The following is a 22,026-nucleotide window of genomic DNA, read 5'->3' as shown; positions in this document are numbered from 1 at the left end:
ATCAGAGGATGTTGGCCTCGGCCTTCAGCCGTTGGACCATGTCCTGCGACAGATAGCCGTCGGCCGTGAGCCCGCGCGACTTCTGCCAGTTGCGCAGGGCGGTGCGGGTGTTGACCCCAACCACCCCGTCCGGCTGCCCCGGATCGAAGCCGAGCTGGGCCAGGGCCCGCTGGATGGCGATGCGGTCGCCGATGGAGAGCGCCGTCTCGTAGGGCCAGGGCTTGATCACCCCGCCCATGCCGCCGAACCGGTCGGCCAGCAGGCCGACCCCCAGGGCATAGGTGGTGGCGTTGTTGTACTTGCGGATCACGAAGTGGTTGGGGAACAGCAGGAAGGCAGGCCCCTGCGCGCCGGTCGGCGTGATCAGCATAGCCTTGGCGCCGGAGTCAGCGCCGCTCCAGGGCAGGCCGTCGGTGCGGCGCACCCCGTGCTGGGCCCACCAGTCCGGGGTCTCCCGCGGGCCCTCGGTCAGGCTGTAGTCGAAGCCGTCGGGCACGGTGACCTCGCGCGCCCAACCCTGGCCGCGCTGCCAGCCGCCTTTGGAAAGCAGGTTCGCCGCCGAGGCCAGGGCGTCGTGCGTGGAGCCCCAGACGTCGCGCCGCCCGTCGCCGTCGCCGTCTACGGCGGTGGCCAGGAAGCTGGTGGGGATGAACTGAGTCTGGCCCATGGCCCCGGCCCAGGACCCGCGCAGCTGGCTGCGGGGGAATTCGCCCGAGCCGATGATCCGCAGCGCCGCCATCAGCTGGTCTTCGGCGAAGGCCTGGCGGCGGCCCTGGGCGGCGAGCGTCGCCATGGAGCGGATGACGTCGAAATCCCCGAGCACGGCGCCGAAGCCGGTCTCCATGGCCCAGATGGCCATCAGGATGTCACCGGGGACCCCGTACCGGGCCTCGATGTCGGCCAGGATGGAGGCGACGGCCGGCTTGCGGCGCGCGGCGATGGCCACCCGATCCTCGCTGACCGCGCCCTTGATATAGTCGCCGAAGGGCTTGGCGAATTCCGGCTGGCGGCCGTCGAGGCTGTTGACCCGCGGATCGGGGACCAGACCCGCCAGTTCGCGATCCAGCAGGCTCGCGGGAAGCCCCGCCTTCACCGCCCGACTGTAGAAGTCCCTGGACCAGTCATCGAAACTGCGGACTCCCGACTGGGTCGGCGGGACCACTGGCGCGGGCGCCTGGGGCGTGGGGGGCGGTGGCGTCGGGGTCACCACCGGCACCAGGTTGGTGGACGGGTCGGCGCAGCCGGCCAACAGCAAGACGAGGAAGACGCGACGATCCATGGTGTAACTTAGCGGGCCCTGGCCCGAGCCTCAATCACAAGCCCGTCAAGGGCGACCGACGGCTTGCGCTGCGAGGGCGGGGAGATCAGGCGGCGAAGCTGAGCCGGAGGGTCATCAGACTAGTCTCGCGGATCGGGGCGAGGTCCATCAGGGGGTCCAGCAGCAGCTGCATGGACAGGCCAAACAACAGGGCGCCCGTGATCAGGGCCGCGGCGTCGGCGTCGATGCCGGCCCGCACCGCGCCCTCGGCCTGACCGCGCAGGAAGAAGGACTCCAGGGCCTGCTCCACCTGCTTGTGGGCGGCCGCGAAAGGCGCGCGCAGCTCCGAGACGTCGGCCACGGCGCCAGCCAGGACTACGAAATAGGCTCGCAGCTCGCTGTCGCGGTCCAGGGCGGCCAGGAACACGTCGACATAGGCCAGCACCGCCTCCAGGCCGTTCAGCTCTTCGACCCGCCGGTCCTCCAACAAGCCCCCCAGGCGGCCCTGGAGATCGGCGATCAGGGCCTCGATCAGGCCCCGCTTGGAGCCGAACCTCTGGGTGACCAGGCCACGGCTGTAGCCAGCGCGGGCGCCGATGTTCTCGAAGGTGGCCGCGCCCATGCCGCGCTCCACCACCAGCTCGGCGGCGGCGGCCAGGAGCCGGCGTTCGGATTCGTCGCGTCGCTGCGCCTGGCTCCGGCGCGCTTTGACCTTCGTCAATGTCGTGACCATGTTGCGCACTCTAGAAAGTTGTTGGACAACTAACAAGTGGGCCGCGCTTGACCGTGGCCGCTCCAAGACAAGCAAGGCTGGAACCGCGCATGACCATCCCGTCCGATATCGCCCAGACCATCATCGACCCCCGCGCCTATGCGGACGGCAAGCAAGTGGACGACGCCTTCGCCTGGCTGCGCAAGGAGGCGCCCCTGGAGCAGGCGCAGCCTGAGGGATTCGACCCCTTCTGGGTGGTGACCCGCCACGCCGACATCCTGGAGGTCGAGCGCCAGAATGAGCTGTTCCACAACGGCGACCGCTCAACGGTGCTCACCACGATCGAAGCCGACCGAAAGGTCCGGGAGATGATGGGCGGAAGCCCGCACCTGGTCCGCTCCCTGGTGCAGATGGACAACCCCGACCACATGGCCTACCGGCGCCTGACCCAGGGCTCCTTTGTGCCGCAGAACCTGCGAGCGCTGGAGGGACGGATCCGCGAGATCGCCCGGGGCTTCGTGGATCGGATGGCGACGCACGGCGACCGCTGCGACTTCGCCCGCGACGTGGCCTTCCTCTACCCCCTGCACGTGATCATGGAGGTGATCGGGGTGCCGGAGTCCGATGAGCCTCGGATGCTGAAACTCACCCAGGAGTTGTTCGGCAGCGCAGATCCCGAGCTGAGCCGCAGCGGAGGCGCCGCCCAGACCACCGATCAGGGCGTGGACACCATCCAGTCGGTGGTGATGGACTTCATGCTGTATTTCAACGCCATCACCGAGGATCGGCGGATCAATCCCCGCAACGACCTGGCCAGCGTGATCGCCAACGGCACGGTCAACGGACAGCCGCTCGGCCACCTTGAGGCGATGAGCTACTACATCATCGCCGCCACCGCCGGCCACGACACCACCTCGTCCACCACCGCCGGCGCACTGTGGGCGCTCGCCGAGAACCCCGAGCAGTTCGCCAAGGTCAAGGCCAACCCGGCCCTGATCCCGGGTCTGATCGAGGAGTCGATTCGCTGGGTGACGCCGGTGAAGCACTTCATGCGGACGGCCACCGCCGACGCCGATCTGGCGGGCAGGAAGATCGCCAAGGGCGACTGGATGATGCTGTCCTATCCGTCCGGCAACCGCGACGAGGCGGTGTTCACCGACCCCTTCAAGTTCGACGTCGAACGCACCCCCAACAAGCACGTGGCCTTCGGCTACGGCGCCCATGTCTGCCTGGGCCAGCATCTCGCCCGCATGGAGATGCGGATTCTCTGGGAGGAACTGTTCGCCCGTCTGGAGTCGGTTGAATTGGACGGCGCGCCTCGCAACATGGCGGCCAGCTTCGTTTGCGGGCCCAAGTCGGTTCCGATCCGCTTCAAGATGCACTGAGGAAGTCGCGTGGCCCAGCCGTTCAAGACCTGGCAATGCCGCACCTGCGGCTACATCTATGAAGAAGAATTCGGCGATCCGGCGGAGGGGCTGGCGGCGGGCACGCGCTGGGCCGATATTCCCGACAGCTGGATCTGTCCGCTCTGCGGGACGGCCAAGGCCGAGTTCGACATGATCGAACTCTGAGCCCCGCCCGACGTTGACTCACTCGCCGCCGGCTCGTATATGCGCCGGCTCTTGTAGACACCCCCGGGCGAAAGCCTGGTCTTTAAGAAGATACGGTCATGAAGGTTCGAAGCTCGCTTAAGTCGCTCAAGACGCGTCACCGCGACTGCAAGCTCGTGCGCCGCAAGGGCGTCGTCTACATCATCAACAAGACCAACCCGCGCTTCAAAGCCAAGCAAGGCTAAGGCTGCGGGGCCCAGATGCCGAAGGCGGTCATCTGGGACGTTGGTAATGTGGTCGTGCGCTGGAATCCGCGCACGCTCTATTCCCAGATCTTTCCAGAGCCGGTCGCTTGCGACCGGTTTTTGTCGTCGGTCTGCACCATGATCTGGCACGTCAACCACGACCTGGGCGTCACCTTCGCGGAGAACCGCGCGCCGCTGATCGCCCAGTTCCCGGAATATCGCGAGGCGATCGAGGCCTGGGAGACCCGCTGGTGGGACATGTTCTCCGGGACCATCCCCGAGAGCGAGGCCGCCATCGAGGCCCTGCACGCGGCCGGGGTTCCACAATACGGTCTGACCAACATGTCCGAGGAGACCTTCGACGGCACCATGGCCATGAGCCCGGCCTTCGGACGCCTGCGCGACATCGTGGTCTCGGCCCGCGAGGGCATGATCAAACCCGACCCGCGGATCTACGCCCTGACTTGCGAGCGCTTCGGCCTGGCGCCGGGCGACATCTTCTTCGTCGACGACAGCGTGGCCAATGTGGAGAGCGCGCGCGCCTTTGGCATCGACACCCACCATTTCACCGATCCGGCGGCGCTGCGGCCGGCGCTGGAGGCGCGCGGGCTGCTATAGTGGCCCGTCGTCCGTCGCTGGAGTGAGACATGGGGAAGAGGCTGAATCGGGAGGGCCGGGAAATCTGGTTTGGCCGCATCCTGTGGGGCTATTACCCGAGCCACCCGAAGGGGTGGATATTGCTGGTCGTGGGCACCGTTGCGGCAATTGTTCTTGTCCATGCACTTATCCGGCTCGGCGCAGGTTGGGAAACACCAGCTTTGTATGTGCTGCTGCCGATATGCGTCATCGCGCTGCTCATCATGGCTGACAGACACGCTGAGGACTGAGAATAGCCGGCGCTTGCGGCGCGGGGACTGCTCTAGGCCGGAACTCTCTGTCCCGGCGCATGTTGTGCAGCGGTCCCATCACCTCAGGAGATCGCCCATGAGCACCCCCCACGAACACGCCGTGAAGGTTCTGAACAGCCTGATCGAAACCACCCTCGACAGCGCCAACGGCTACAAGGAGGCCGCGCACAGCTCGCAGGACAGCCAGTACAAGACCATGTTCAGCGAGCGCTCGCTGAAGCGCATGAAGATCACCGGCGAGCTGCAGCAGGAGGTCCGCACCTTCGGCGGCGAGCCCGAGGACGATCAGTCGGCGCTCGGCAAGGCGCACAACATGTTCGTCGACCTGAAGGCCGCCGTCATGGGTCACGATGAAAAGGCCATCATCAACGAGGTCGAGCGCGGCGAGGACTTCATCAAGGCGAAGTACGAAAAGGCGCTGGCCGATGACGAGCTGCCGGCCACCGTGCGTGAGGTGGTGACCCGCGCCTTTGCTGACATCAAGGCCGACCACGACACCATGAGCGCCCTGAAGAAGAGCCTGAACTAGTCCGTCGGCCCCCGGCGCCTGGCGTCGGGGGCCGACCTCACAGCCTATTCGGTCCTGGCGGCCGCATCGACGGCCGCGTCGGTCTTGCGCGCAGCGGCGCCGGCCGCGGCTTGCGCGTTGTCGGCCGCATTGTCGACCGCGACCGCGGTGTTGGCGGCGGCGGCGTCGGCATTGGCGGCGGTGTCGTTCGCGGCCGAGGCCGCTGCGGCGCCGGCCTGGTCGGCGGCCTCGGCGGCGTGGTTCTCGGTCTTCTGCGAGCAGGCGGTCAGGGCGAGGCTGGCGACGGCGGCTGAGAGGGTCAGGGCGAGGCGCATGGGTTTCTCCGTTGATGTTCAAGGTCTGCGGCCCCCACCCAGCCGACGGGAAGGCTGAGGCGCTCCCGCCTCGAATGAGGCCGAGGAGCTTAACCGCGGAGAGGCGCTTTGGATGCATGGCGAAGCCGACGCAGGGTCACCCTTGCGAGCCACGCAGCTTCCAGAGCAGGGTGGCGCATCGACTGAAGGACCGTGGCGATGACCTCCCCCCAGCCTCTCCCCTCGATGATCGACCTGACGCCGCTCAACGAGACCTACCGCGCCGACCCCCACCTGGTGCTGGACGACCTGCGGGCCCGATGTCCGGTGCACCGCGACCTGGTGTCTGGAAACTTCGTGATCAGCCGCTATGGCGACGTGCGCGCCATCGTGTCGGACCGGGAGCTGTGGCGCGATCCCCTGCGGGCCGAGCCCGCGGCGCTGTTCCAGCGGCAGCAGACGCAGAACTATGACCCCAGCCTGCCGCGCACCAGCCAGGCCAGCATCCTGACCCTGGACGATCCCGACCACGCCCGTATCCGCCAGCCCCTGGCTCAGGCCCTCTACGCCCGGGTGGCCCGCTTCCGGCCGGAGGTGGAGCGCATCGTCGGCGAGGCCCTGGACGGTATGGCGGGCGCCGCGAGCCTGGACCTGATGGCTCGCTTCTGCGTGCCGATCCCTATCGACGCCATCGCCTCCATCCTGGGGGTCGATCACGACCGGCTGGCGGAGTTCCGCGACTGGTCGGAGGGCAGCATCCAGGGCCTGAACCCGTTCCGCACGCCCGAGCAGACCGCCGTCATGGAGACCGCGAGCGCGGCGCTGTCGGACTATTTCACCAAGACGATCGCCGCCCGGCGCCGCGCGCCGCGGGACGACCTGATCAGCGACATGGTGGGGCTGCAGGCGGCGGGCGCGGACCTCAGCGACGACGAGCTGCGGATCAACCTGACCGCCCTGCTGATCGGCGGCAATCTCACCACCACCGATCTGATCGGCAACGCCGTACGCCTGCTGCTGCTGAACCCCGCGGAGCTGGCCAAGCTGAAGGCCGATCGCAAGATCATCAACGGCCTGGTGGAGGAGGTGCTGCGCTACGAGCCGCCGGTGGACATCACCGGCCGGATCGCGTCTTCAGACATGGAGGTGGGCGGCTGTCCGGTGAAGGCCGGCCAAGCCATGACCGTCTCCCTGCGCGCCGCCAACCGAGATCCGGAGGTCTACGAGGACCCGCACAGCTTCGACGTGACCCGCAAGCACAAGCCCCACGTGGCCTTCGGCGGCGGCGCCCATATCTGCATCGGCGCGCCCCTGGCGCGGCTTGAGGCCCAGGTCGCCCTGGTCATGCTGTTCGACCGCTTCCCGAACCTGAAGCTGGCCCATCCGGACGAGACGCCGGCGTGGCGCAGGCTACCCTTCTTCAGGGGCATGGAGCGCCTCGAGGTGCTGACCTAGGCGCGCCAACCTAGCGTTGACCCCGATCAAGGCCGACCAGGGCCAGGCCGGCCAGGGTTGAGGCCAATTCGCGGCGGAGGGGCCCGGGGCCGAACATGGACTCTTCCCACACGACGCCGGCCTTCGACATCCGCGGTCTGTCCAAGGTCTACAGGACAGAGGCCGGGGAGGTGCACGCCCTGCGCGGCGTCGACCTGCAGATCGCCAAGGGCGAGACCCTGGTGCTGCTGGGCCCGTCGGGCTCGGGGAAGTCGACCCTGCTCAACATCCTTGGCGGGCTCGACCGGGCGAGTTCGGGATCGGCGCGTTTCCATGATCTGGAGCTGACCACCGCCAGCGACCGGGAACTGACCCGGTACCGACGGGCGAGCGTCGGCTTCATTTTCCAGTTCTTCAACCTGGTTCCCAGCCTGACGGCGCGGGAGAATGTGGCCCTCATCACCGAAATCTCCCGCGATCCCATGCCGCCGGAGGAGGCCTTGGCCCGTGTCGGCCTGGCGGAACGACTGGATCACTTCCCCGCCCAGCTCTCCGGCGGCGAGCAGCAGAGGGTGGCCGTGGCGCGCGCCATCGCCAAACGGCCCGAACTGCTGTTCTGCGACGAACCCACCGGATCGCTGGACAGCGAGAGCGGGGTCCGCGTCCTGGAGGCCATCGCCGAGGTCACCGCCGCGGTGGGGGCGACCACCATGATCGTCTCCCACAACACCTCCATCGGGGCGATGGCCGACCGCGTCATCCGCTTCCGCGACGGCCAGATCACCGAGGTGGCGGACAACCCTCGCAAGACGGCGCCCAGGGAGATGGCCTGGTGAGGCTCGCCCCCCTGGATCGCAAGGTGCTGCGCGACCTGTGGCGCATGAAGTGGCAGGTGATGGCCATCGCCCTGCTGATCGCCTGCGGGGTCTCGGTGGCGGTGATGTCCTTCTCCGCCCAGCGAGCCCTGGCGACGGCCCAGGCGGCGTTCTACGAGGAGACGCGCTTCGCCGACGCCTTCGCCCAGGCCAAGCACGCCCCGCTGTCCCTGGCGCGGGATCTCGCGGCCATCGAGGGTGTGAGCGCGCTCGACGTGCGGATCGCCGAGGTGGGGCTGATGGATGTGCCCGGCCTGGCGCGGCCGGCGACCGCCCGGCTGATCGCCCTGCCGCAGGACGAGCGGGCGGCGCTCAATGGGATCGTGCTGGTCGAGGGGCGGCTCCCGGACCCCGCGCGCACCGACGAGGCCGTGGCCCTGAAGACCTTCATGACCGCCGCCCACCTTCATCTGGGGCAGAAGCTGAGCGCGGTGATCGGCGGGCGGACCTTCGATTTCAAGATCGTCGGAGCGGCGCTGTCGCCCGAGTACGTCTATGTCCCGGCCCCGGAATCCTTCATGCCCGATGACGCTCACCAGGGTGTGCTGTGGGCGCCGCGGCCGGCGGTTGAGCGGGTGGCCGGCATGTCTGGGGCCTTCAACACCGCGGCCTTCCGCCTCGCGCCCGGGGTCTCGGTCGCCGGTGTGTTGCGGGACGTCGATCGTCTGCTGGCGCCCTATGGCGGCCGCGCGGCCTACGCCCGGGCCGACCAGCCCTCCCACGCGTTCCTGGATGCCGAGCTCAAGGAGCTGTCCACCTCGGCCACCATCCTGCCGCCGATCTTCCTGCTGATCGCCGCGGCCCTGGTGCATCTGGTGGTCACCCGGCTGGTGGAGGCCGAGCGCGAGCAGATCGGCCTGCTCAAGGCTTTCGGCTACAGCGATCTGGAGGCGGCCTCACCCTATCTGAAGCTGGCGGGCGCGATCGGCCTGACCGGCGCCGTGGCGGGAGGGCTGCTAGGCGGCGCCCTGGGGGCGGCGATCGTCGACGTCTATCGGGACTATTTCCGCTTTCCGGTCCTGGATGTGACCTTCCATTGGCCGGCCTTCGCCGGCGCCTCGGCGGTGGCGGTTGGGGCGGCCCTGGCCGGGTCGCTGATGGCCGTGCGCCGCGCCGCGGCGCTGTCGCCGGCGGTGGCCATGTCGCCGCCGCGGCCCGCCACCTATCGCGCCGGCCTGATGGACCGCCTGGTGCGGGGCGCTGGGGTCGACCAGGCCACCCGGATGGTGGTGCGCCACCTGGAGCGGTTCCCGATGCGGGGCGCCCTGGCCGCCCTGGGCTTGGCCTCCAGCCTGTCCCTGCTGGTGGGGACCCAGTTCTTGTTCGACAGCATCGACCAGGTTGTGGACCAGGCCTATTTCCGCACCCAGCGTTGGACGGAGTCGGTCGGCCTGGCCGAGGCGCGCGGGATCGCCGCCGTCATCGAGATCGGACGGCTGCCCGGGGTGACGGCGGCCGAGCCCGTGCGTGTGGTGGCCGCACGCCTGAAGGCCGCCGGGCGCGAGGAGACCACACGCCTGGTGGGCCTGGACTCCGACGCGCGCCTGCAGCAGCCCCTGGACGCCCGCGACCAGCCCATCGCGTTCAAGGGGGACGGCCTGGTGGTGAGCGAAGCGCTGGCGGGCCGCCTCGGCCTGCAGGCCGGCGACCGGGTCTGGGTAGAGGTGCTGGACGGACGCAGGCCGAGCGCCCTGATGACCATTAACGCCCTTGCCCGCGACTATACGGGCTTCGCCGCCTATCTGGACCGCCGCGCCCTGAACCGGCTGATGGGCGAGGGCGACCTGGCCAACCGCGCCGAGCTGCTGGTGGCGTCCGACGCACGGCCGGCCTTCTACCGCGCCGTGGAGGCCAGGCCTGGCATCGTCGGCGCCTCCTCCCGCGACGAGACGGTGGCCGCCTGGCGCCAGGCCATGGCCGAAGCCTTCCGCGTGACCCTGATCTTCTATGTCGGCTTCGCCGCCGCGATCGCCTTCGGGGTGGCCTACAACGTCACCCGCATCTCGCTATCGGAGCGGTCGCGGGACCTGGCCACCCTGCATGTCCTGGGCTTCGGCCATGGGGAGTGCGCCTATATCCTGGCCGGCGAGCTGGTGATCCTGGCCCTGGCGGCGGTTCCGCTCGGAGTGCTGGGGGGGCAGGCCTTGGCCCATGGTCTGGTGGCAGCCTATTCGCGCGACGAGCTGCGGCTGCCGGCGGTGATCACCGCTCAGAGCTATGGCCTAGCCATCGCAGCCTATCTGAGCGCCGTGCTGCTGGGCGGGGCGCTGGTGGTGCGCCGCATCTGGGGGCTCGACCTCGTGAGCGTTCTCAAGACCAGGGAGTAGGGCCATGGCCGACATCAAGTGGGTGAGATGGGCGCTGGCGGGCGCGGCGACGGCGGTGGCGGTTGGCGCCCTGGCCCTGCTGCTGGTCCCGCGCCCCGTGCCGGTGGAGGTCGGCGCCGCGACCGTGGGCCCCATCGCCCTGAGCGTCGCCGACCAGGGCTTGGCCCGGGTGCGGGAAGCCTATCTGGTGGCCGCCCCGGTTTCCGGCCGGCTCGAGCGGGTTGAGCTGCATGTCGGGGACCCGGTGGTGGCGGGCACGACTGTGGTGGCCCGGATACGCCCCGCCAGCGCCGATCTGATGGACCCTCGCGCCCGAACCCAGGCCGAGGCGGCCGCGACGGCGGCCCAGGCCGCGGTTGGCGCCGCTCAGGCTCAGCAGGAGCAGCTGGCGGTCGAGGCGCGCAAGGCCGATGGCGACCTCGCCCGGGTCCGGGTCCTGGCCGAGAAAGGCTTCGCCGCCCGCCAGGCCCTGGAGTCGGCCGAGGCCCAGAGCCGCGCCGGTCGCGCCGCAGTGCGGGCCGCCGCCGCCCAACTGGCGGTCCGGCGATCGGAACTGGCGGTGGCCCGCGGCGCCCTGCTGGGCCCCGACGCCGCCGGCGGCCAGGCGGTGACAGTGACCTCGCCAGCGTCGGGTTATGTCACCCGTGTGCTGCAGGAGAGCGCCGCGCCGCTGGCCATGGGCGCGCCCCTGCTGGAGGTCAGCGACCAGGCCGGCCTGGAGGCGGCCATCGAGTTCCTGTCCCAGGACGCGGTGCGGATCGCCGAGGGCATGGGCGCCGAGATCTATGACTGGGGCGGCCCCGGAACCCTGCCGGCGGTGGTGCGCCGGGTGGAGCCCCAGGCCTTCACCAAGACCTCGGCCCTGGGGGTCGAGGAGCAGAGGGTGCGGGTGCTGTTGCAACTCACCGGCCCGCCGGCGACCTGGGCGCGTCTGGGGCCGGGCTACCGCGTCTGGGGCCGGGTGATCCTGCGCCGATCGCCCCACGCCCTGAAGGTCCCCGTCGGCGCCCTGGTGCGCGCCGACGGGCGCTGGGCGGTTTACCGGATCGAGGCAGGGCGGGCGCGGCTGATCCCCATCACGGTCGGCGCCCTCACCGACCAGGAGGCCGAGGTGCTGTCGGGGCTGAAGGGGGGCGACCGGCTGGTGGTCTTCCCCTCCGACAAGGTCCGCGACGGCGCGCGGGTCAGAGCGCGGGCGAGGACGGCGGACTGACGGTTCAGAGCTGGATGACAGCGGCCCGGCGCGAGGCTAGTGTCCGCCGCTTTCCAGCCTCCGACCCGCGAGTTCCCATGGCCGACGACGCCACCGCCCACGCCGACATCCTGAACCAGACGGCCCAGGGCCAGCTGAAGAGCATCATCGAGCGCATCGAGCGCCTCGAACAGGAGAAGTCGGAGATCGCCGAGCAGATCAAGGAGGTCTTCGCCGAGGCCAAGGGCAACGGCTTCGACGTCAAGATTCTGCGCAAGGTGATCCGCATCCGCAAGCAGGACGCCGCCAAGCGCCAGGAAGAAGATGCGATCCTGGATCTCTACCTCTCCGCGCTCGGAGTGATTTGAAGCGCGGCCCACCAGACCGGAAGGCGCAGGCCCAGCGGGCCGCGCTGAACGCCCTGAGGCGCGCCCAGCGCACGGCCGACAAGGCAGGCGTCAAGCTCTCCGACTGGGAGGGTGAATTCCTGGAGTCCGTCACCGAGCGGGTGAAGACCTACGGCCGCGCCTTCGCCGATCCCGAGAAGGGCGGCGCGGGCGAGGCCTTCTCGATGATGCAGCACATCAAGCTGAAGGAGATCGTCGCCAAGGCCAAGGGCGAGCCGCGCTTCCCAGCTAAGCGTGGCGGCGGCTTCAAGCGTCGCGGCCCTGCCAAGCCCGAGCCCGAGGGCGACTGACCTCCGTGATCGACGATGACTCCCTCCCGGCCCTGGTGGCCCGGGCCCGACGGGCGGCCTTGACCCTGAAGGCTGTCACCCACCGGCAGAGGCGCGCCGGACACGCCCTCTACATCGTGCTGCTGGAGGATCGCCGTCGCACCCCGCCTTGGGGCTTCTATGTGGGCGAGACCTCGCGCGATCCCGACCTCCGGTTTGACCAGCACAAGACTGGATACAAGGCGAGCCGCCATGTGAACCGCTTCGGCGTGCGTCTGCTTCCCGAGGTGGTGGCGCACCTCAATCCCCTGCGGCGCTGGGAGGCCATCGAACTGGAAGCCGCCCTGGCCGAGGCCTTCCGCAACGCCGGCCTGCCCTGGGTTGAGGGCGGCCACTAGCCGAACGCGGGTCGGGGAACCTCAGGCGCGCGGAATGCGTACGAAGGGGAGACAGGAGTTCCCGCCATGCCTTTGCCCTTCGCGCTTTCCCTCTGGTTCCACGTCATGTGGGGCGGCGCCATGCCCGCCGCTCCCGAGGCGCCGGCGCTGCCTGAGTAGGACGTCCTTCTTCCGCAAGGGAAGAAGGACTCTAGGGCATCAAGGCCGCGCCGCTCGTCACGCCACCGCGGTGGCGTCGTCGCCCTCGCCCTTCTCCAGGATCCCCTCCAGGCCCTGCTCGCGCACCTTGCGATAGAGGGTGGAGCGACCGATGCCGAGGCGGCGCGCGACCTCGCTCATGTGGCCGGCATAGATCTCGATGGCCAGCTGGATGAGGTCGCGCTCGATCTCCTCCAGGGTGCGCAGGTGGCCGCGGCCGTCGAGAATACGCACCGGCGCGTCCGTCGGCATCTCGGCGATCAGTTGCTGGGCCGTGGGCAGCACCGGCGGGGCGGCCATCAGCGAGGTCGGCGACACCGCCTCGGGCGGCGGGGCCGCGACGCCCGAGATCGCCGGGAAGTCGTAGGGCTGCAGATAGGGGGAGTCGGCCAGGACGATGGCGCGATAGACGGCGTTCTCCAGCTGGCGCACATTGCCCGGCCAGTCGAAGGCCGTGAGGAAGGCCAGGGTCTCGGCCGAGGCGCCGGTGACTGACTTGCCCTCTTCGATGTTGAAGCGGCGGATGAAGTGCTCCACCAGGGCCGGGATGTCCTCGCGCCGTTCGCGCAAGGCCGGGGCCTCGATGGGGAAGACGTTCAGGCGATAGAACAGGTCCTCGCGGAACTGGCCGTCCTTCACCGCCTGGGCGGGATCGCGGTTGGTGGCCGAGACGATGCGGACATCGACCTTCAGGGAGCGCTTGGAGCCGATGGCGTCCACCTCGCCCTCCTGCAGCACGCGCAGCAGCTTGACCTGCATGTCGAGGGGGAGCTCGCCCACCTCGTCCAGGAACAGGGTGCCGCCATTGGCCTCCTGGAACTTGCCCAGGTGCTTGTCGGTCGCGCCGGTGAAGCTGCCCTTCTCGTGACCGAACAGGATGCTCTCGATCAGGTTCTCCGGGATGGCTCCGCAGTTCACCGCCACGAAGGGCTTGCCGGCGCGGTCGGATGACCCGTGCACGGCGCGCGCGATCACTTCCTTGCCGACCCCGCTCTCGCCGGTGATCAGGATGGGGATGGAGGACTTGGCCGCCCGCTCGCCCAGGCGCTTGACCATGGTCATGGCGGGCGAGTCGCCCACCATGTCGGCGAAGCTGGCGCGGCCGGTGGCGTGCTTCTTCAGCCGCTCCACCTCGCTCTTCAGCGACCCCAGGTTCAGGGCGTTGCGGATCGAGACGATGATCCGTTCGGGCGAGGCCGGCTTGACGAAGAAGTCGCACGCGCCGGCCTGCATGGCGGCCACCACGGTGTCGATGCCGCCGGTCGCGGTGATGACGATGACCGGCTGGTTGTGACCCCGGGCCCGCATCTCCTTCAGCGTGTCCTGGCCGGTGATGCCGGGCATCACCAGGTCCAGCAGCACCAGGTCGGTCGCCGCGCCCGACTGCAGGCGGGCGATCGCCTGGTCGCCGTTCTCGGCGTGGACCGCGACAAAGCCCTCGCGCTCCAGCACCGCCTGGATCAGCCTGCGCTGCGTCGGATCATCATCGACGACAAGGACCGTCTTGGTCATTTGAAAACACCCACCAGAACCGGGCGCCGCCGCATGGACGAGGCCTCTTGTTGACCCGGATTGATACAGGCCTTGGGTAAAGGACGGGTTTCGGAGTCCTGAGTCGGACGTTAACGGCGCGCTTCCCGAACCGCGGGCGAACGGGGTCTGACGCTACGTCACAGGTTGCGGCCTTGGCGCCTGCGCGCATAGTAGCGCTAGGGCCGGAAGACACGGTCGGGAGGACATCATGAAGCTTACCAAGCTCGCCATCGTCATGGCGTTGGCCGCCGCTGTCGCCGCCTGCGGACAGGGCAAGCCGGGCGACCTGGACGCCAAGCGGCTGGTCGCGGCGTCAGGCAATGGCGACTGGATGTCCGTCGGCCGGACCTATGACGAGCAGCGCTACAGCCCCCTGACCAAAATCGACACCAAGAACGTCGGGACGCTCGGCCTGGCCTGGCACCACGAGTTCGACACCGATCGCGGCCAGGAGGCCACCCCGGTGGTGGTCGATGGCGTCATGTACACCACCACCGCCTGGTCCAAGGTCTACGCCTTTGACGCCAAGACCGGCGAGCAGAAGTGGGCCTTCGACCCCAAGGTCGACGGCGCCAAGGCCTTCGACGCCTGCTGTGATGTGGTCAACCGCGGCGTGGCGGTCTGGAAGGGCAAGGTCTATTTCGGAACCCTCGACGGCCGCCTGATCGCGTTGGACGCGGGCACGGGCAAGCCGGTCTGGAGCGTCCAGACCACCGACAATTCCCAGCCCTATACGATCACCGGCGCGCCCCGGATCATCAAGGACAAGGTGCTGATCGGCAACGGCGGCGCCGAGTACGGGGTGCGCGGCTATCTGTCGGCCTATGACGCCGGCACCGGGAAGATGGCGTGGCGTTTCTTCACCACCCCCAATCCCGACGGCAAGCCCGATGGCGCGGCCTCCGACAAGGTGATGGCCGAGAAGGCCGCGGCCACCTGGTTCGGCGACGGCTGGAAGAAAACCGGCGGCGGCGGCACGGTCTGGGATTCCATGGCCTACGACCCGGCCCTGGACATCCTCTATGTCGGCGTCGGCAATGGTTCGCCCTGGAACCACGTGAAGCGGTCGGACGGCAAGGGCGACAACATCTTCCTGTCCTCGATCCTGGCCCTGAAGCCTGACACCGGCGCCTATGTCTGGCACTATCAGACCACCCCGGCCGAAACCTGGGACTACACCGCCACCCAGCACATCATCCTGGCCGACATCACCGTGGCCGGCGCGCCGCGCAAGGTGTTGATGCAGGCCCCCAAGAACGGCTTCTTCTATGTGCTGGACCGGGCCACCGGCGAGCTGCTCTCGGCCAAGCCCTATGTGCAGATCACCTGGGCCACGGGTGTCGATCCCAAGACCGGGCGGCCCATCGAAACCCCCGGCGCGCGCTATGTGAATGCGCCGTCCCTGCAGTTCCCCGGTCCGCTGGGCGGCCACAATTGGCATCCGATGTCGTTCAGTCCGCAGACCGGCCTGGTCTACATCCCGGCCCAGGTCCTGCCCTTCGCCTATGTCAACGATCCCAACTACAAGCACCGCCAGGGCGCCTGGAACCTGGGCGGCGACTTCCTCGCCAACGCCCTGCCCAACGACAAGGCCCAACTTGCGGGTCTGAAGGCCATGTTCAAAGGCCAACTCGTCGCCTGGGACCCCGTGGCGCAAAAGGCCCGCTGGACCGTGGAGCACCCCTATTTCTGGAACGGCGGCGTGATGTCGACGGCGGGTGGCCTGGTGTTCCAGGGCAACGGCCTGGGTGAGTTCGTCGCCTATGAGGCCACCACCGGCAAGAAGCTATGGAGCTACAGGACCGAGAACGGCGTGGTCGCCGCCCCCTCCACCTATGAGATCGACGGTGAGCAATACGTGGCCCTGATGGTGGGCTATGGCGGCGGGGCGCCGGTCTCGGCCTCGGTGGTGCTGCGCGAGCGGCCGAGGTTGGCCGGCCGGCTGCTGGTGTTCAAGCTGGGGGGCAAGGCGGTGGCCAAACCCTACGACATCCCGGTGGTCCCAAACCTGGAGCTCACCGGCGTCACGTCGACCGGCGATGTGAAGGCGGGCTTCGCCCTCTTCCACAACAACTGCCAGGTCTGCCACGGGCCCAGCGCCTCGGGCGCCTATCTGCCCGACCTGAAGAAGTCGCAGATGCTGCTGGCCGCCGAGAGCTGGAAGTCGGTGGTCATCGACGGCGCCCTGAAGGACAGAGGCATGGCCGGCTTCGCCCGCTTCCTGAGCCCGAAGGACGCCGAGGACATCCGCGCCTATGTCCTGACCGAGGCCCGCAACGCCCAGGCCGGCGCGGAGCCGGCCAAGGTCCAGGGCGCCAAGTAGGCCCGTCACAGGGGATCGCCACGGCGGCGGTCCCCCGGGGACCCTGACCGTGAGCCTGCCGCCGATCTACGGAGCGCGTGGTGAACGGCCTCTTAGGGGCGTTCATTCACGCAGCATTCAGCGGGGGCGGGGCATTGCGGGGGTTCAATGCAGATCGCCAACACCCTCGCGGGTCCGCCGCCCGTCCTGCCAGACTCCGTCGCCGCCGCGGCGATGGCGCTGCACGACCGCAGCGGGGCGCTGAGTCTCGACCAGCAACTGGGCGCCTATCAGGACCTGGCCAGCCGTTGGCGCGCCGCCCCCTCCGGTGAGCGCCAGGCGCTCGCCAGGGCGCTGACCGAATCTCCCTTCGGTCAGCGGGTGCAGTCGACCCTGAACAGCTTCACCCGGGCCGCCTGGGCCGGCCCCCACGCCGCCCCGCCGGAACCGCAGGCCAAACTGCTCGCCGCCTTCGACAACCTGTCAGAGGGCGATCAGCAGATCGTGGCGGGGCTGCAGGTGGATGAGGCCGGCGCGCCGGCCTACGGCTCGCCCGCCGAATACCGCCAGCGCCTGCAAGCCGATTTCGACGCCGCCCAGCCGCGCAAGGCCGACACAGTCAGCCTGTCGGCCGAGGCCAAGGCGCTTCTGGCGGGCGCGTCGCCTGCAGTGCCGGCCGCCGAGACCGAAATTTCGCCGGCCCGCGCCGCGGCGCTGGCCGCCTACACCCGCCTCTCGCGCTAGGCGGAAGCCGGCTCGTTCTCGCGGAAGGTCCTCAGCTGATCTTCCAGCGCCTTGGCGAAGGCCGGGCGCGCCAGGCAGCGGGCGCGATAGGCGTCGAGGTTGGGGAACTTCTTCAACGCCCCGCACGCCTCCAGTTCACGCAGAACTGTCGCCATCAGGATGTCGCCGGCGGTGAACCGACCCTCCAGATAGTCCTTGTCGCCAAGCGCATTGCTCAGCGAGGTCAGGCGCGCGTCGAGATTGGCCTGGGCCGAGGGGCGGCGGCCCTCCGTCCAGGCCTCGCCGGCATAGAAGCCGTCCAGCTGCACAAGGTTCTGGGCCTGGGGCTCGATGGAGTTGAGCGCCGCGAAGATCCAGGTGCTGACCCGGGCCAGTCCCGCCTCGTCCCGGGGCGCCAGGGCCTCGGACTTGGCGGCCAGGCGCAACACGATGGCGCCGGACTCAAACATCTCCACCTCGTCGTCGCGATAGGCCGGGACCTGTCCGAAGGGCTGCCACTGGCGATAGCCCTCCGTATCGCCATCGATCAGGATCACCTCATAGGGCAGACCCGCCTCCTCCAGGGCCCAGCGGATGCGCAGGTCGCGCACCCACCCTTGCGCGAAGGGCGGCGCCCAGCGGAAGGCGGTGAACTGGATGGTCATCGGCTAGGTCCTTCAGTCGTCGCAGAGGGGGCGGCCGGAGCGGGGAGCGCCGACAGGGTGAGCAGGTCGAGCCGCGCCCGTTCGGGATCGGCCAGCTCGGTCTCCAGCGCGGCATGGACCGCGGCCCACAGCGGCAGGGCGGCGGCGAGACGGTCCTGGCCGGCGGCGGTGAGGGCCACGCGGCGGGCGCGATGGTCGTCGGGATCGACGCTGATCTCCGCCAGACCCTCCCGGACCAGGGGCTTCAAGGCGGCGGTGAGGGTGGTGCGATCGGCGCCCAGGGTGGCCGCCACCAGGCTCATCGGCGCCGGCCGGCCTCCGTTGAGAGCGTTGAGCAACGAGAACTGGCCGTTGGTCAGCCCCACCGGCCGAAGCGCCCCGTCAAAACGCCGCGCCAGGGCGCGCGCCGCGCGCTGCGCATGCAGGCACAGGCAGGTGTCACGGACGTGAAGGGTGGTGTCCAGGGAGACGGTCGAGGTCATTGGCGTCGAGTTATGTTGATATCAACTCAATGCGTCAAGCCGGGCGGGAGCGTGGTGGGCTGTCTGGCATTGATCACCGCGACCCTGCTCCATGCTGACGCTCCGCGTCAGCAGCCTGTGGCAGATGTGGGGAGCGCGAGAGAGCGCCGGCTAGAAGGAGACGAGACATGATCGCGGGAAGCTGCTGCTGCGGCGCGGTGCGGTTCGAACTGGCGGCGCCGCCCACCATGATGGCCACCTGTCATTGCACCCGCTGTCGCAAGGTGGGGCTCAGCACCTTCGTCTTCGTCGACCGGGCCACATTCCGGTGGGTCGAGGGGCAGGACATGGTCGCCACCTACGCGCCGGAACCGCCCTATCAGTTCTCCCGGTCGTTCTGCCGCGGCTGCGGCACGGCCTTGGGCGAACCCCTGTCGCCGGCCGACTCGTTCCCGATCTCGGCCAACTGCCTGGACGGCGACCCCGGCGTCCGCAACCGGTTCCACGAGTTCGTGGCCGAGAAACCGGCCTGGTACGAGATCTGCGATAACGCCAAGCAGTTCGACGGGTATCCGGTGCGCCCTCCGTCCTAGACGGCGATGGCCTTCAGAGGCGCGCTCATGATCACCTGGATGCCGCCCGGCCGCAGGGCGCGCTCAAAGGTTCCCCCGAGCTGTTTGACCACGGCGCGTTCCAGCAGGGCGGCGCCGAAACCCCGCTTGCCGGTGGTGTCGGCTATGAGCGTCCCTGCCGGCAACGCCTCGCTCCCGGACATCCGAAGGGTCTCGGCGTCGGCCTCGAGATGCAGGTCCACCCGGCCTTCCGGAGAGGTCAGGGCGCCGTATTTCAGGGCGTTGGTGGCCAGTTCATTGAAGATGAGGGCCAGGATGGTGGTGCAGTCGGGGCCGACGGGCATGTCATCGCCGGTCAGAAAGATTTGGCGCTCGGCGCCTTCGAGCCCACCATAGGGACCAAGCAGCACCTGCAGGAGGCCCTGAACCGAGCGCTCGGCGGGAGCTTCCAGGCTGGTGAACTCCGGCGGCGCCATGTAGGCGATCGCACGGCCGAGGCCGAGCAGGCGCTGGCGCAGGGCGTCGACAAAGGTGCTGGCTTCACCCGCCGAGCGGGAGGACAGGGCGATGACCCCGTCCACCACGGCGAAGGTGTTCTTCATGCGATGGGCCAGCTCGCGGGTGAAGAGTTGGCGCTGCTGCTCGGCGCGTTGCTGGGCGGTCACATCCCGGGAGATTGAAATCACCTGTGCCGGCTGGCCCAGGTCGTCCAGGACCGGCCAGACCACGACCTCCCAGGACTTCGGCGTGCCTGCCGCGGTCGGGCAATCGGCGGTGAACCGCGAGCCGCGCCCGGCGCGGGCTTCGGTGAGGGCGTTCTCGATCAGGTGTTGCGCGGCGGGCGGCCAGAAGCCGACCCAAGGCTGACCGCGCAGGCTCTCGAAATCCTCGATCTCCATCAGGCAGACGCCATTGGCGTTCATCGCCAGCAGGTCGCCGCTGAGGCCGACCACCTTCACGCAGTCGGTGCTGGCGTCGAAGAAACTGGCCGCCAGGGCGCTGAGCGACAGCGGTTCGTGCTTTCCCAACTGTTTGTTCCGATGAGGGGGTCGGCCATGCGAGAGCGTGCAGCGCGCGAAGACCCGATTTCAGTGACAGGAAAGCCCGCCCACCTCCAGCGAAAGATCGCGTTACGCGGAGCTAAGTATCGGAACAAGCTCGAGTACTGTCGGTTTTACGACGCAACGCGGATGCTGGCGTTCCGGGACGGAGCCCCGGAACGCCAGCCCGTCCCACGCATTCCACGTCCCCGCCCGGGCCCCCTGCGAGACTCCGGTCTGGATTGGTTTTTCGGGCAAGAGGCGCCGACATGGACAAGGCGGACGGTTTCCTCACTGGGGGCGGCGAACTGGGCGCCCTCATGCGCGCCCGCAATTGGTCAACCTCGCCCCTGGGGAGCCCGCAGACCTGGCCGCAATCGCTACGCTCCGTGGTGGGCCTGATGCTGGGCTCCAAGTTCCCGATGTTCGTCGCCTGGGGGCCGGAGCTCAGCTTTCTCTACAATGACGCCTACGCCGAGGTGCTGGGAGCCAAGCATCCGGCGGCCCTTGGAGCTCGTTTCTTCGACATCTGGTCTGAGATCTGGCCCGACATCTCGCCCCTGATCGACGCCGCCATGGCCGGTGAGGCCACCTATCGCGAGGACCTACCGCTGCGCATGCGCCGTCGGGGCTTCGACGAGGACACCTGGTTCACCTTTTCATACTCACCCGTGCGCGACGAGAGCGGCGAGGTCTCCGGCATGTTCTGCGCCTGTCACGAGACCACCGACCGCATTCTGGCCCAGCGGCGGGAGGCGGCCGAGACCGATCGTCAGCGGCGGATGTTCGAGCAGGCGCCCGGCTTCATCTGCACCCTGCAGGCCCCCGAGCACGTCTTCAACTTCGTCAACCACGCCTACGAACGGCTGTTTGGAGCCCGGAACTACGTGGGCCGCTCGGCGCGGGACTGCTTCCCGGAACTTGAGGGACAAGGTTTCTTCGAGCTCTTGGACCAGGTCTATGCAAGTGGCCGGCGTCACATCGCCCACGGCGCGCAGATCCGCCTGCGGGCGACCCCCGACGGGCCCGAGGAAGACCGGATCCTGGACTTTATCTACGAGCCGATGTCCGACCCCACCGGCAAGGTGATAGGCATCTTCTGCGAAGGTCACGACGTCACCGAGACCCACCGCGCCCAGCAGGCGGTGCGGGAGAGCGAGGAAGACTACCGCTGCGCGGCTGAGCTGAACCCGCAGGTGGCTTGGACCGCCGCCCCTGACGGCCAGCTGGACCGCGTCGCCCCGCGTTGGCGTGAATGGACCGGAACCTCCGGCCTGGACTCCACCTATGCCGAGGGCCTGCATCCCGACGATGTGCAGCGGACCTTCGATGTCTGGGGCGCCTCGGTGGCCACGGGCGAGCCCTACGATATCGTCCACCGGGTGCGCCGACTGAACGGGGAGCACCGCTGGATCCGCTCGCGGGCCTTTCCCCGGCGCAATGACCAGGGCCAGATCGTGCGGTGGTATGGAAGCACCGAGGACATCCATGAGCAGCAGGTCGCCGAGGATCATCTGCGACTGATGGTGTTGGAGCTGAACCATCGGGTGAAGAACAGCTTGGCCACCGTGCAGTCGATCGCCGTCCAGACCCTGCGCGGGGCCGAGAGCTCGGCGGAGGCACGCGAGGCGCTCCTCGGTCGTATCACCGCGCTGGCCGCCGCCCACGACATCCTGACCCGCGAGCAGTGGGACGGGGCTGGCGTGGGGGAAGTGGCCCACGGCGTGCTGGACGCCCTTACCGGCGACCGTGACCGGCTGCGGGTCAGCGGCCCGGTCGTGCGGCTGGACGCCAAGATGGCGCTGTCCCTATCCATGGCCTTCTACGAGCTAGGTTCCAACGCGCTGAAGTACGGCGCCTTGAGCGGCGCCCAGGGCCAGGTCACCCTGGACTGGACCGTCGAGGCGCATCAACTGCGCCTGACCTGGACCGAACAGAGGGGACCGCCCGTGGCGCAACCTACGCGCCGGGGCTTCGGCTCGCGGTTGCTGGAGCGCGGCCTGGCCGCCGAGCTCGCAGGCGAGGTCAGGTTGAGGTTCGATCCCGGCGGCCTGATCTGCACGATCCGCGCCGCCCTTCCGGAACCTGCCGCTATCGCGCCCTAGTCCCGCCGCAGGCGCCGCGCTAAACCGTCG

General features: G+C 69.0%; 24 protein-coding genes. 17 read left to right on the top strand and 7 right to left on the bottom strand.

Annotated features, from left to right (window positions below):
* Window position 1: 1 nt before the first annotated feature.
* On the bottom strand, window positions 2-1,279 hold the full coding sequence (locus tag Q8N10_RS17015) for a lytic murein transglycosylase (RefSeq protein WP_304783716.1): 1,278 nt from the start codon (window positions 1,277-1,279) through the stop codon (window positions 2-4).
* 85 nt (window positions 1,280-1,364) lie between these two features.
* Window positions 1,365-1,991 carry a TetR/AcrR family transcriptional regulator gene (locus Q8N10_RS17010; protein ID WP_304783714.1) on the bottom strand — a complete coding sequence of 209 codons (627 nt, stop codon included), beginning with the start codon at window positions 1,989-1,991 and terminating at the stop codon, window positions 1,365-1,367.
* A gap of 89 nt (window positions 1,992-2,080) precedes the next feature.
* Here Q8N10_RS17010 and Q8N10_RS17005 point away from each other — a divergent pair, with 89 nt between their 5' ends.
* The 6 genes from Q8N10_RS17005 (at window position 2,081) to Q8N10_RS16980 (ending at window position 5,202) form a co-directional block, all read left to right on the top strand.
* A complete protein-coding gene (locus Q8N10_RS17005; protein WP_304783711.1) occupies window positions 2,081-3,355 on the top strand; it encodes a cytochrome P450 in 1,275 nt (424 codons plus the stop codon).
* Between the two features lie 9 nt (window positions 3,356-3,364).
* The gene (locus Q8N10_RS17000; protein ID WP_304783708.1) at window positions 3,365-3,541 is read left to right on the top strand and encodes a rubredoxin; all 177 of its coding nucleotides are present in this window, start codon (window positions 3,365-3,367) and stop codon (window positions 3,539-3,541) included.
* A gap of 98 nt (window positions 3,542-3,639) precedes the next feature.
* Complete coding sequence (gene ykgO / locus Q8N10_RS16995; RefSeq protein WP_111456358.1) at window positions 3,640-3,765, top strand: type B 50S ribosomal protein L36; 126 nt, start codon at window positions 3,640-3,642, stop codon at window positions 3,763-3,765.
* Window positions 3,766-3,780: 15 nt separating this feature from the next.
* Entirely contained in the window at window positions 3,781-4,383 is a 603-nt protein-coding gene (locus Q8N10_RS16990) for an HAD family phosphatase (RefSeq protein ID WP_304783705.1), read from the top strand.
* Between the two features lie 29 nt (window positions 4,384-4,412).
* Window positions 4,413-4,652: a hypothetical protein gene (locus tag Q8N10_RS16985; protein WP_304783702.1), complete on the top strand. Its 240-nt coding sequence runs from the start codon at window positions 4,413-4,415 to the stop codon at window positions 4,650-4,652.
* A 97-nt stretch (window positions 4,653-4,749) separates the two neighbouring features.
* Window positions 4,750-5,202: a PA2169 family four-helix-bundle protein gene (locus Q8N10_RS16980; protein ID WP_304783699.1), complete on the top strand. Its 453-nt coding sequence runs from the start codon at window positions 4,750-4,752 to the stop codon at window positions 5,200-5,202.
* Between the two features lie 44 nt (window positions 5,203-5,246).
* Here Q8N10_RS16980 and Q8N10_RS16975 read toward each other — a convergent pair whose 3' ends face one another.
* Window positions 5,247-5,516 carry a hypothetical protein gene (locus Q8N10_RS16975; RefSeq protein WP_304783697.1) on the bottom strand — a complete coding sequence of 90 codons (270 nt, stop codon included), beginning with the start codon at window positions 5,514-5,516 and terminating at the stop codon, window positions 5,247-5,249.
* 198 nt (window positions 5,517-5,714) lie between these two features.
* Here Q8N10_RS16975 and Q8N10_RS16970 point away from each other — a divergent pair, with 198 nt between their 5' ends.
* The 7 genes from Q8N10_RS16970 (at window position 5,715) to Q8N10_RS16940 (ending at window position 12,397) form a co-directional block, all read left to right on the top strand.
* Window positions 5,715-6,950 (top strand): cytochrome P450, encoded by a 1,236-nt coding sequence (locus Q8N10_RS16970; protein ID WP_304783694.1) that lies wholly within the window; start codon window positions 5,715-5,717, stop codon window positions 6,948-6,950.
* A 95-nt stretch (window positions 6,951-7,045) separates the two neighbouring features.
* Window positions 7,046-7,765 carry an ABC transporter ATP-binding protein gene (locus tag Q8N10_RS16965; RefSeq protein ID WP_304783692.1) on the top strand — a complete coding sequence of 240 codons (720 nt, stop codon included), beginning with the start codon at window positions 7,046-7,048 and terminating at the stop codon, window positions 7,763-7,765.
* Window positions 7,762-10,131: an ABC transporter permease gene (locus Q8N10_RS16960; RefSeq protein ID WP_304783689.1), complete on the top strand. Its 2,370-nt coding sequence runs from the start codon at window positions 7,762-7,764 to the stop codon at window positions 10,129-10,131. The genes Q8N10_RS16965 and Q8N10_RS16960 overlap by 4 nt, the downstream gene beginning before the upstream one ends.
* A gap of 4 nt (window positions 10,132-10,135) precedes the next feature.
* A complete protein-coding gene (locus Q8N10_RS16955; RefSeq protein ID WP_304783686.1) occupies window positions 10,136-11,344 on the top strand; it encodes an efflux RND transporter periplasmic adaptor subunit in 1,209 nt (402 codons plus the stop codon).
* 77 nt (window positions 11,345-11,421) lie between these two features.
* On the top strand, window positions 11,422-11,691 hold the full coding sequence (locus tag Q8N10_RS16950; RefSeq protein WP_304699550.1) for a DUF2312 domain-containing protein: 270 nt from the start codon (window positions 11,422-11,424) through the stop codon (window positions 11,689-11,691).
* A complete protein-coding gene (locus tag Q8N10_RS16945; RefSeq protein ID WP_304783683.1) occupies window positions 11,688-12,020 on the top strand; it encodes a hypothetical protein in 333 nt (110 codons plus the stop codon). Before Q8N10_RS16950 ends, Q8N10_RS16945 begins: the two co-directional genes overlap by 4 nt.
* A 5-nt stretch (window positions 12,021-12,025) precedes the next feature.
* On the top strand, window positions 12,026-12,397 hold the full coding sequence (locus Q8N10_RS16940) for a hypothetical protein (RefSeq protein WP_304783680.1): 372 nt from the start codon (window positions 12,026-12,028) through the stop codon (window positions 12,395-12,397).
* Window positions 12,398-12,613: 216 nt separating this feature from the next.
* Here the strand turns inward: Q8N10_RS16940 and Q8N10_RS16935 are convergent, their stop codons facing one another.
* Window positions 12,614-14,107, bottom strand: coding sequence for a sigma-54 dependent transcriptional regulator (locus Q8N10_RS16935; RefSeq protein ID WP_304783677.1), 1,494 nt, complete (start codon window positions 14,105-14,107; stop codon window positions 12,614-12,616).
* A 229-nt stretch (window positions 14,108-14,336) separates the two neighbouring features.
* Here Q8N10_RS16935 and Q8N10_RS16930 point away from each other — a divergent pair, with 229 nt between their 5' ends.
* Window positions 14,337-16,451: a PQQ-dependent dehydrogenase, methanol/ethanol family gene (locus tag Q8N10_RS16930; protein WP_304783674.1), complete on the top strand. Its 2,115-nt coding sequence runs from the start codon at window positions 14,337-14,339 to the stop codon at window positions 16,449-16,451.
* Window positions 16,452-16,598: 147 nt separating this feature from the next.
* Window positions 16,599-17,174, top strand: coding sequence for a hypothetical protein (locus tag Q8N10_RS16925; protein ID WP_304783672.1), 576 nt, complete (start codon window positions 16,599-16,601; stop codon window positions 17,172-17,174).
* On the opposite strand, the gene Q8N10_RS16920 is transcribed toward Q8N10_RS16925, so the two are convergent.
* Window positions 17,171-17,818, bottom strand: a complete 648-nt coding sequence (locus tag Q8N10_RS16920; protein ID WP_304783669.1) for a glutathione S-transferase family protein — start codon at window positions 17,816-17,818, stop codon at window positions 17,171-17,173. The two genes, Q8N10_RS16925 and Q8N10_RS16920, sit on opposite strands and share 4 nt — an antisense overlap.
* Entirely contained in the window at window positions 17,815-18,300 is a 486-nt protein-coding gene (locus Q8N10_RS16915) for a MarR family winged helix-turn-helix transcriptional regulator (RefSeq protein WP_304783666.1), read from the bottom strand. Before Q8N10_RS16915 ends, Q8N10_RS16920 begins: the two co-directional genes overlap by 4 nt.
* A 167-nt stretch (window positions 18,301-18,467) precedes the next feature.
* On the opposite strand from Q8N10_RS16915, the gene Q8N10_RS16910 reads away from it, so the two are divergent.
* Window positions 18,468-18,872, top strand: a complete 405-nt coding sequence (locus Q8N10_RS16910) for a GFA family protein (protein WP_304783663.1) — start codon at window positions 18,468-18,470, stop codon at window positions 18,870-18,872.
* Here the strand turns inward: Q8N10_RS16910 and Q8N10_RS16905 are convergent.
* Window positions 18,869-19,879, bottom strand: coding sequence for a sensor histidine kinase (locus Q8N10_RS16905; RefSeq protein WP_304783659.1), 1,011 nt, complete (start codon window positions 19,877-19,879; stop codon window positions 18,869-18,871). The two genes, Q8N10_RS16910 and Q8N10_RS16905, sit on opposite strands and share 4 nt — an antisense overlap.
* Window positions 19,880-20,160: 281 nt before the next feature.
* Between Q8N10_RS16905 and Q8N10_RS16900 the strand changes: the two genes are divergently transcribed.
* Window positions 20,161-21,996, top strand: coding sequence for a PAS domain-containing sensor histidine kinase (locus Q8N10_RS16900; protein ID WP_304783657.1), 1,836 nt, complete (start codon window positions 20,161-20,163; stop codon window positions 21,994-21,996).
* Window positions 21,997-22,026: the final 30 nt, after the last annotated feature.

The sequence above is a fragment of the Phenylobacterium sp. genome (assembly GCF_030693625.1).
In the GTDB taxonomy this organism is placed as follows: Bacteria; Pseudomonadota; Alphaproteobacteria; order Caulobacterales; family Caulobacteraceae; genus Phenylobacterium; species Phenylobacterium ferrooxidans.
Note: the sequence above shows the minus strand (reverse complement) of the source record. Positions and strands in the feature narration are given on the sequence as shown.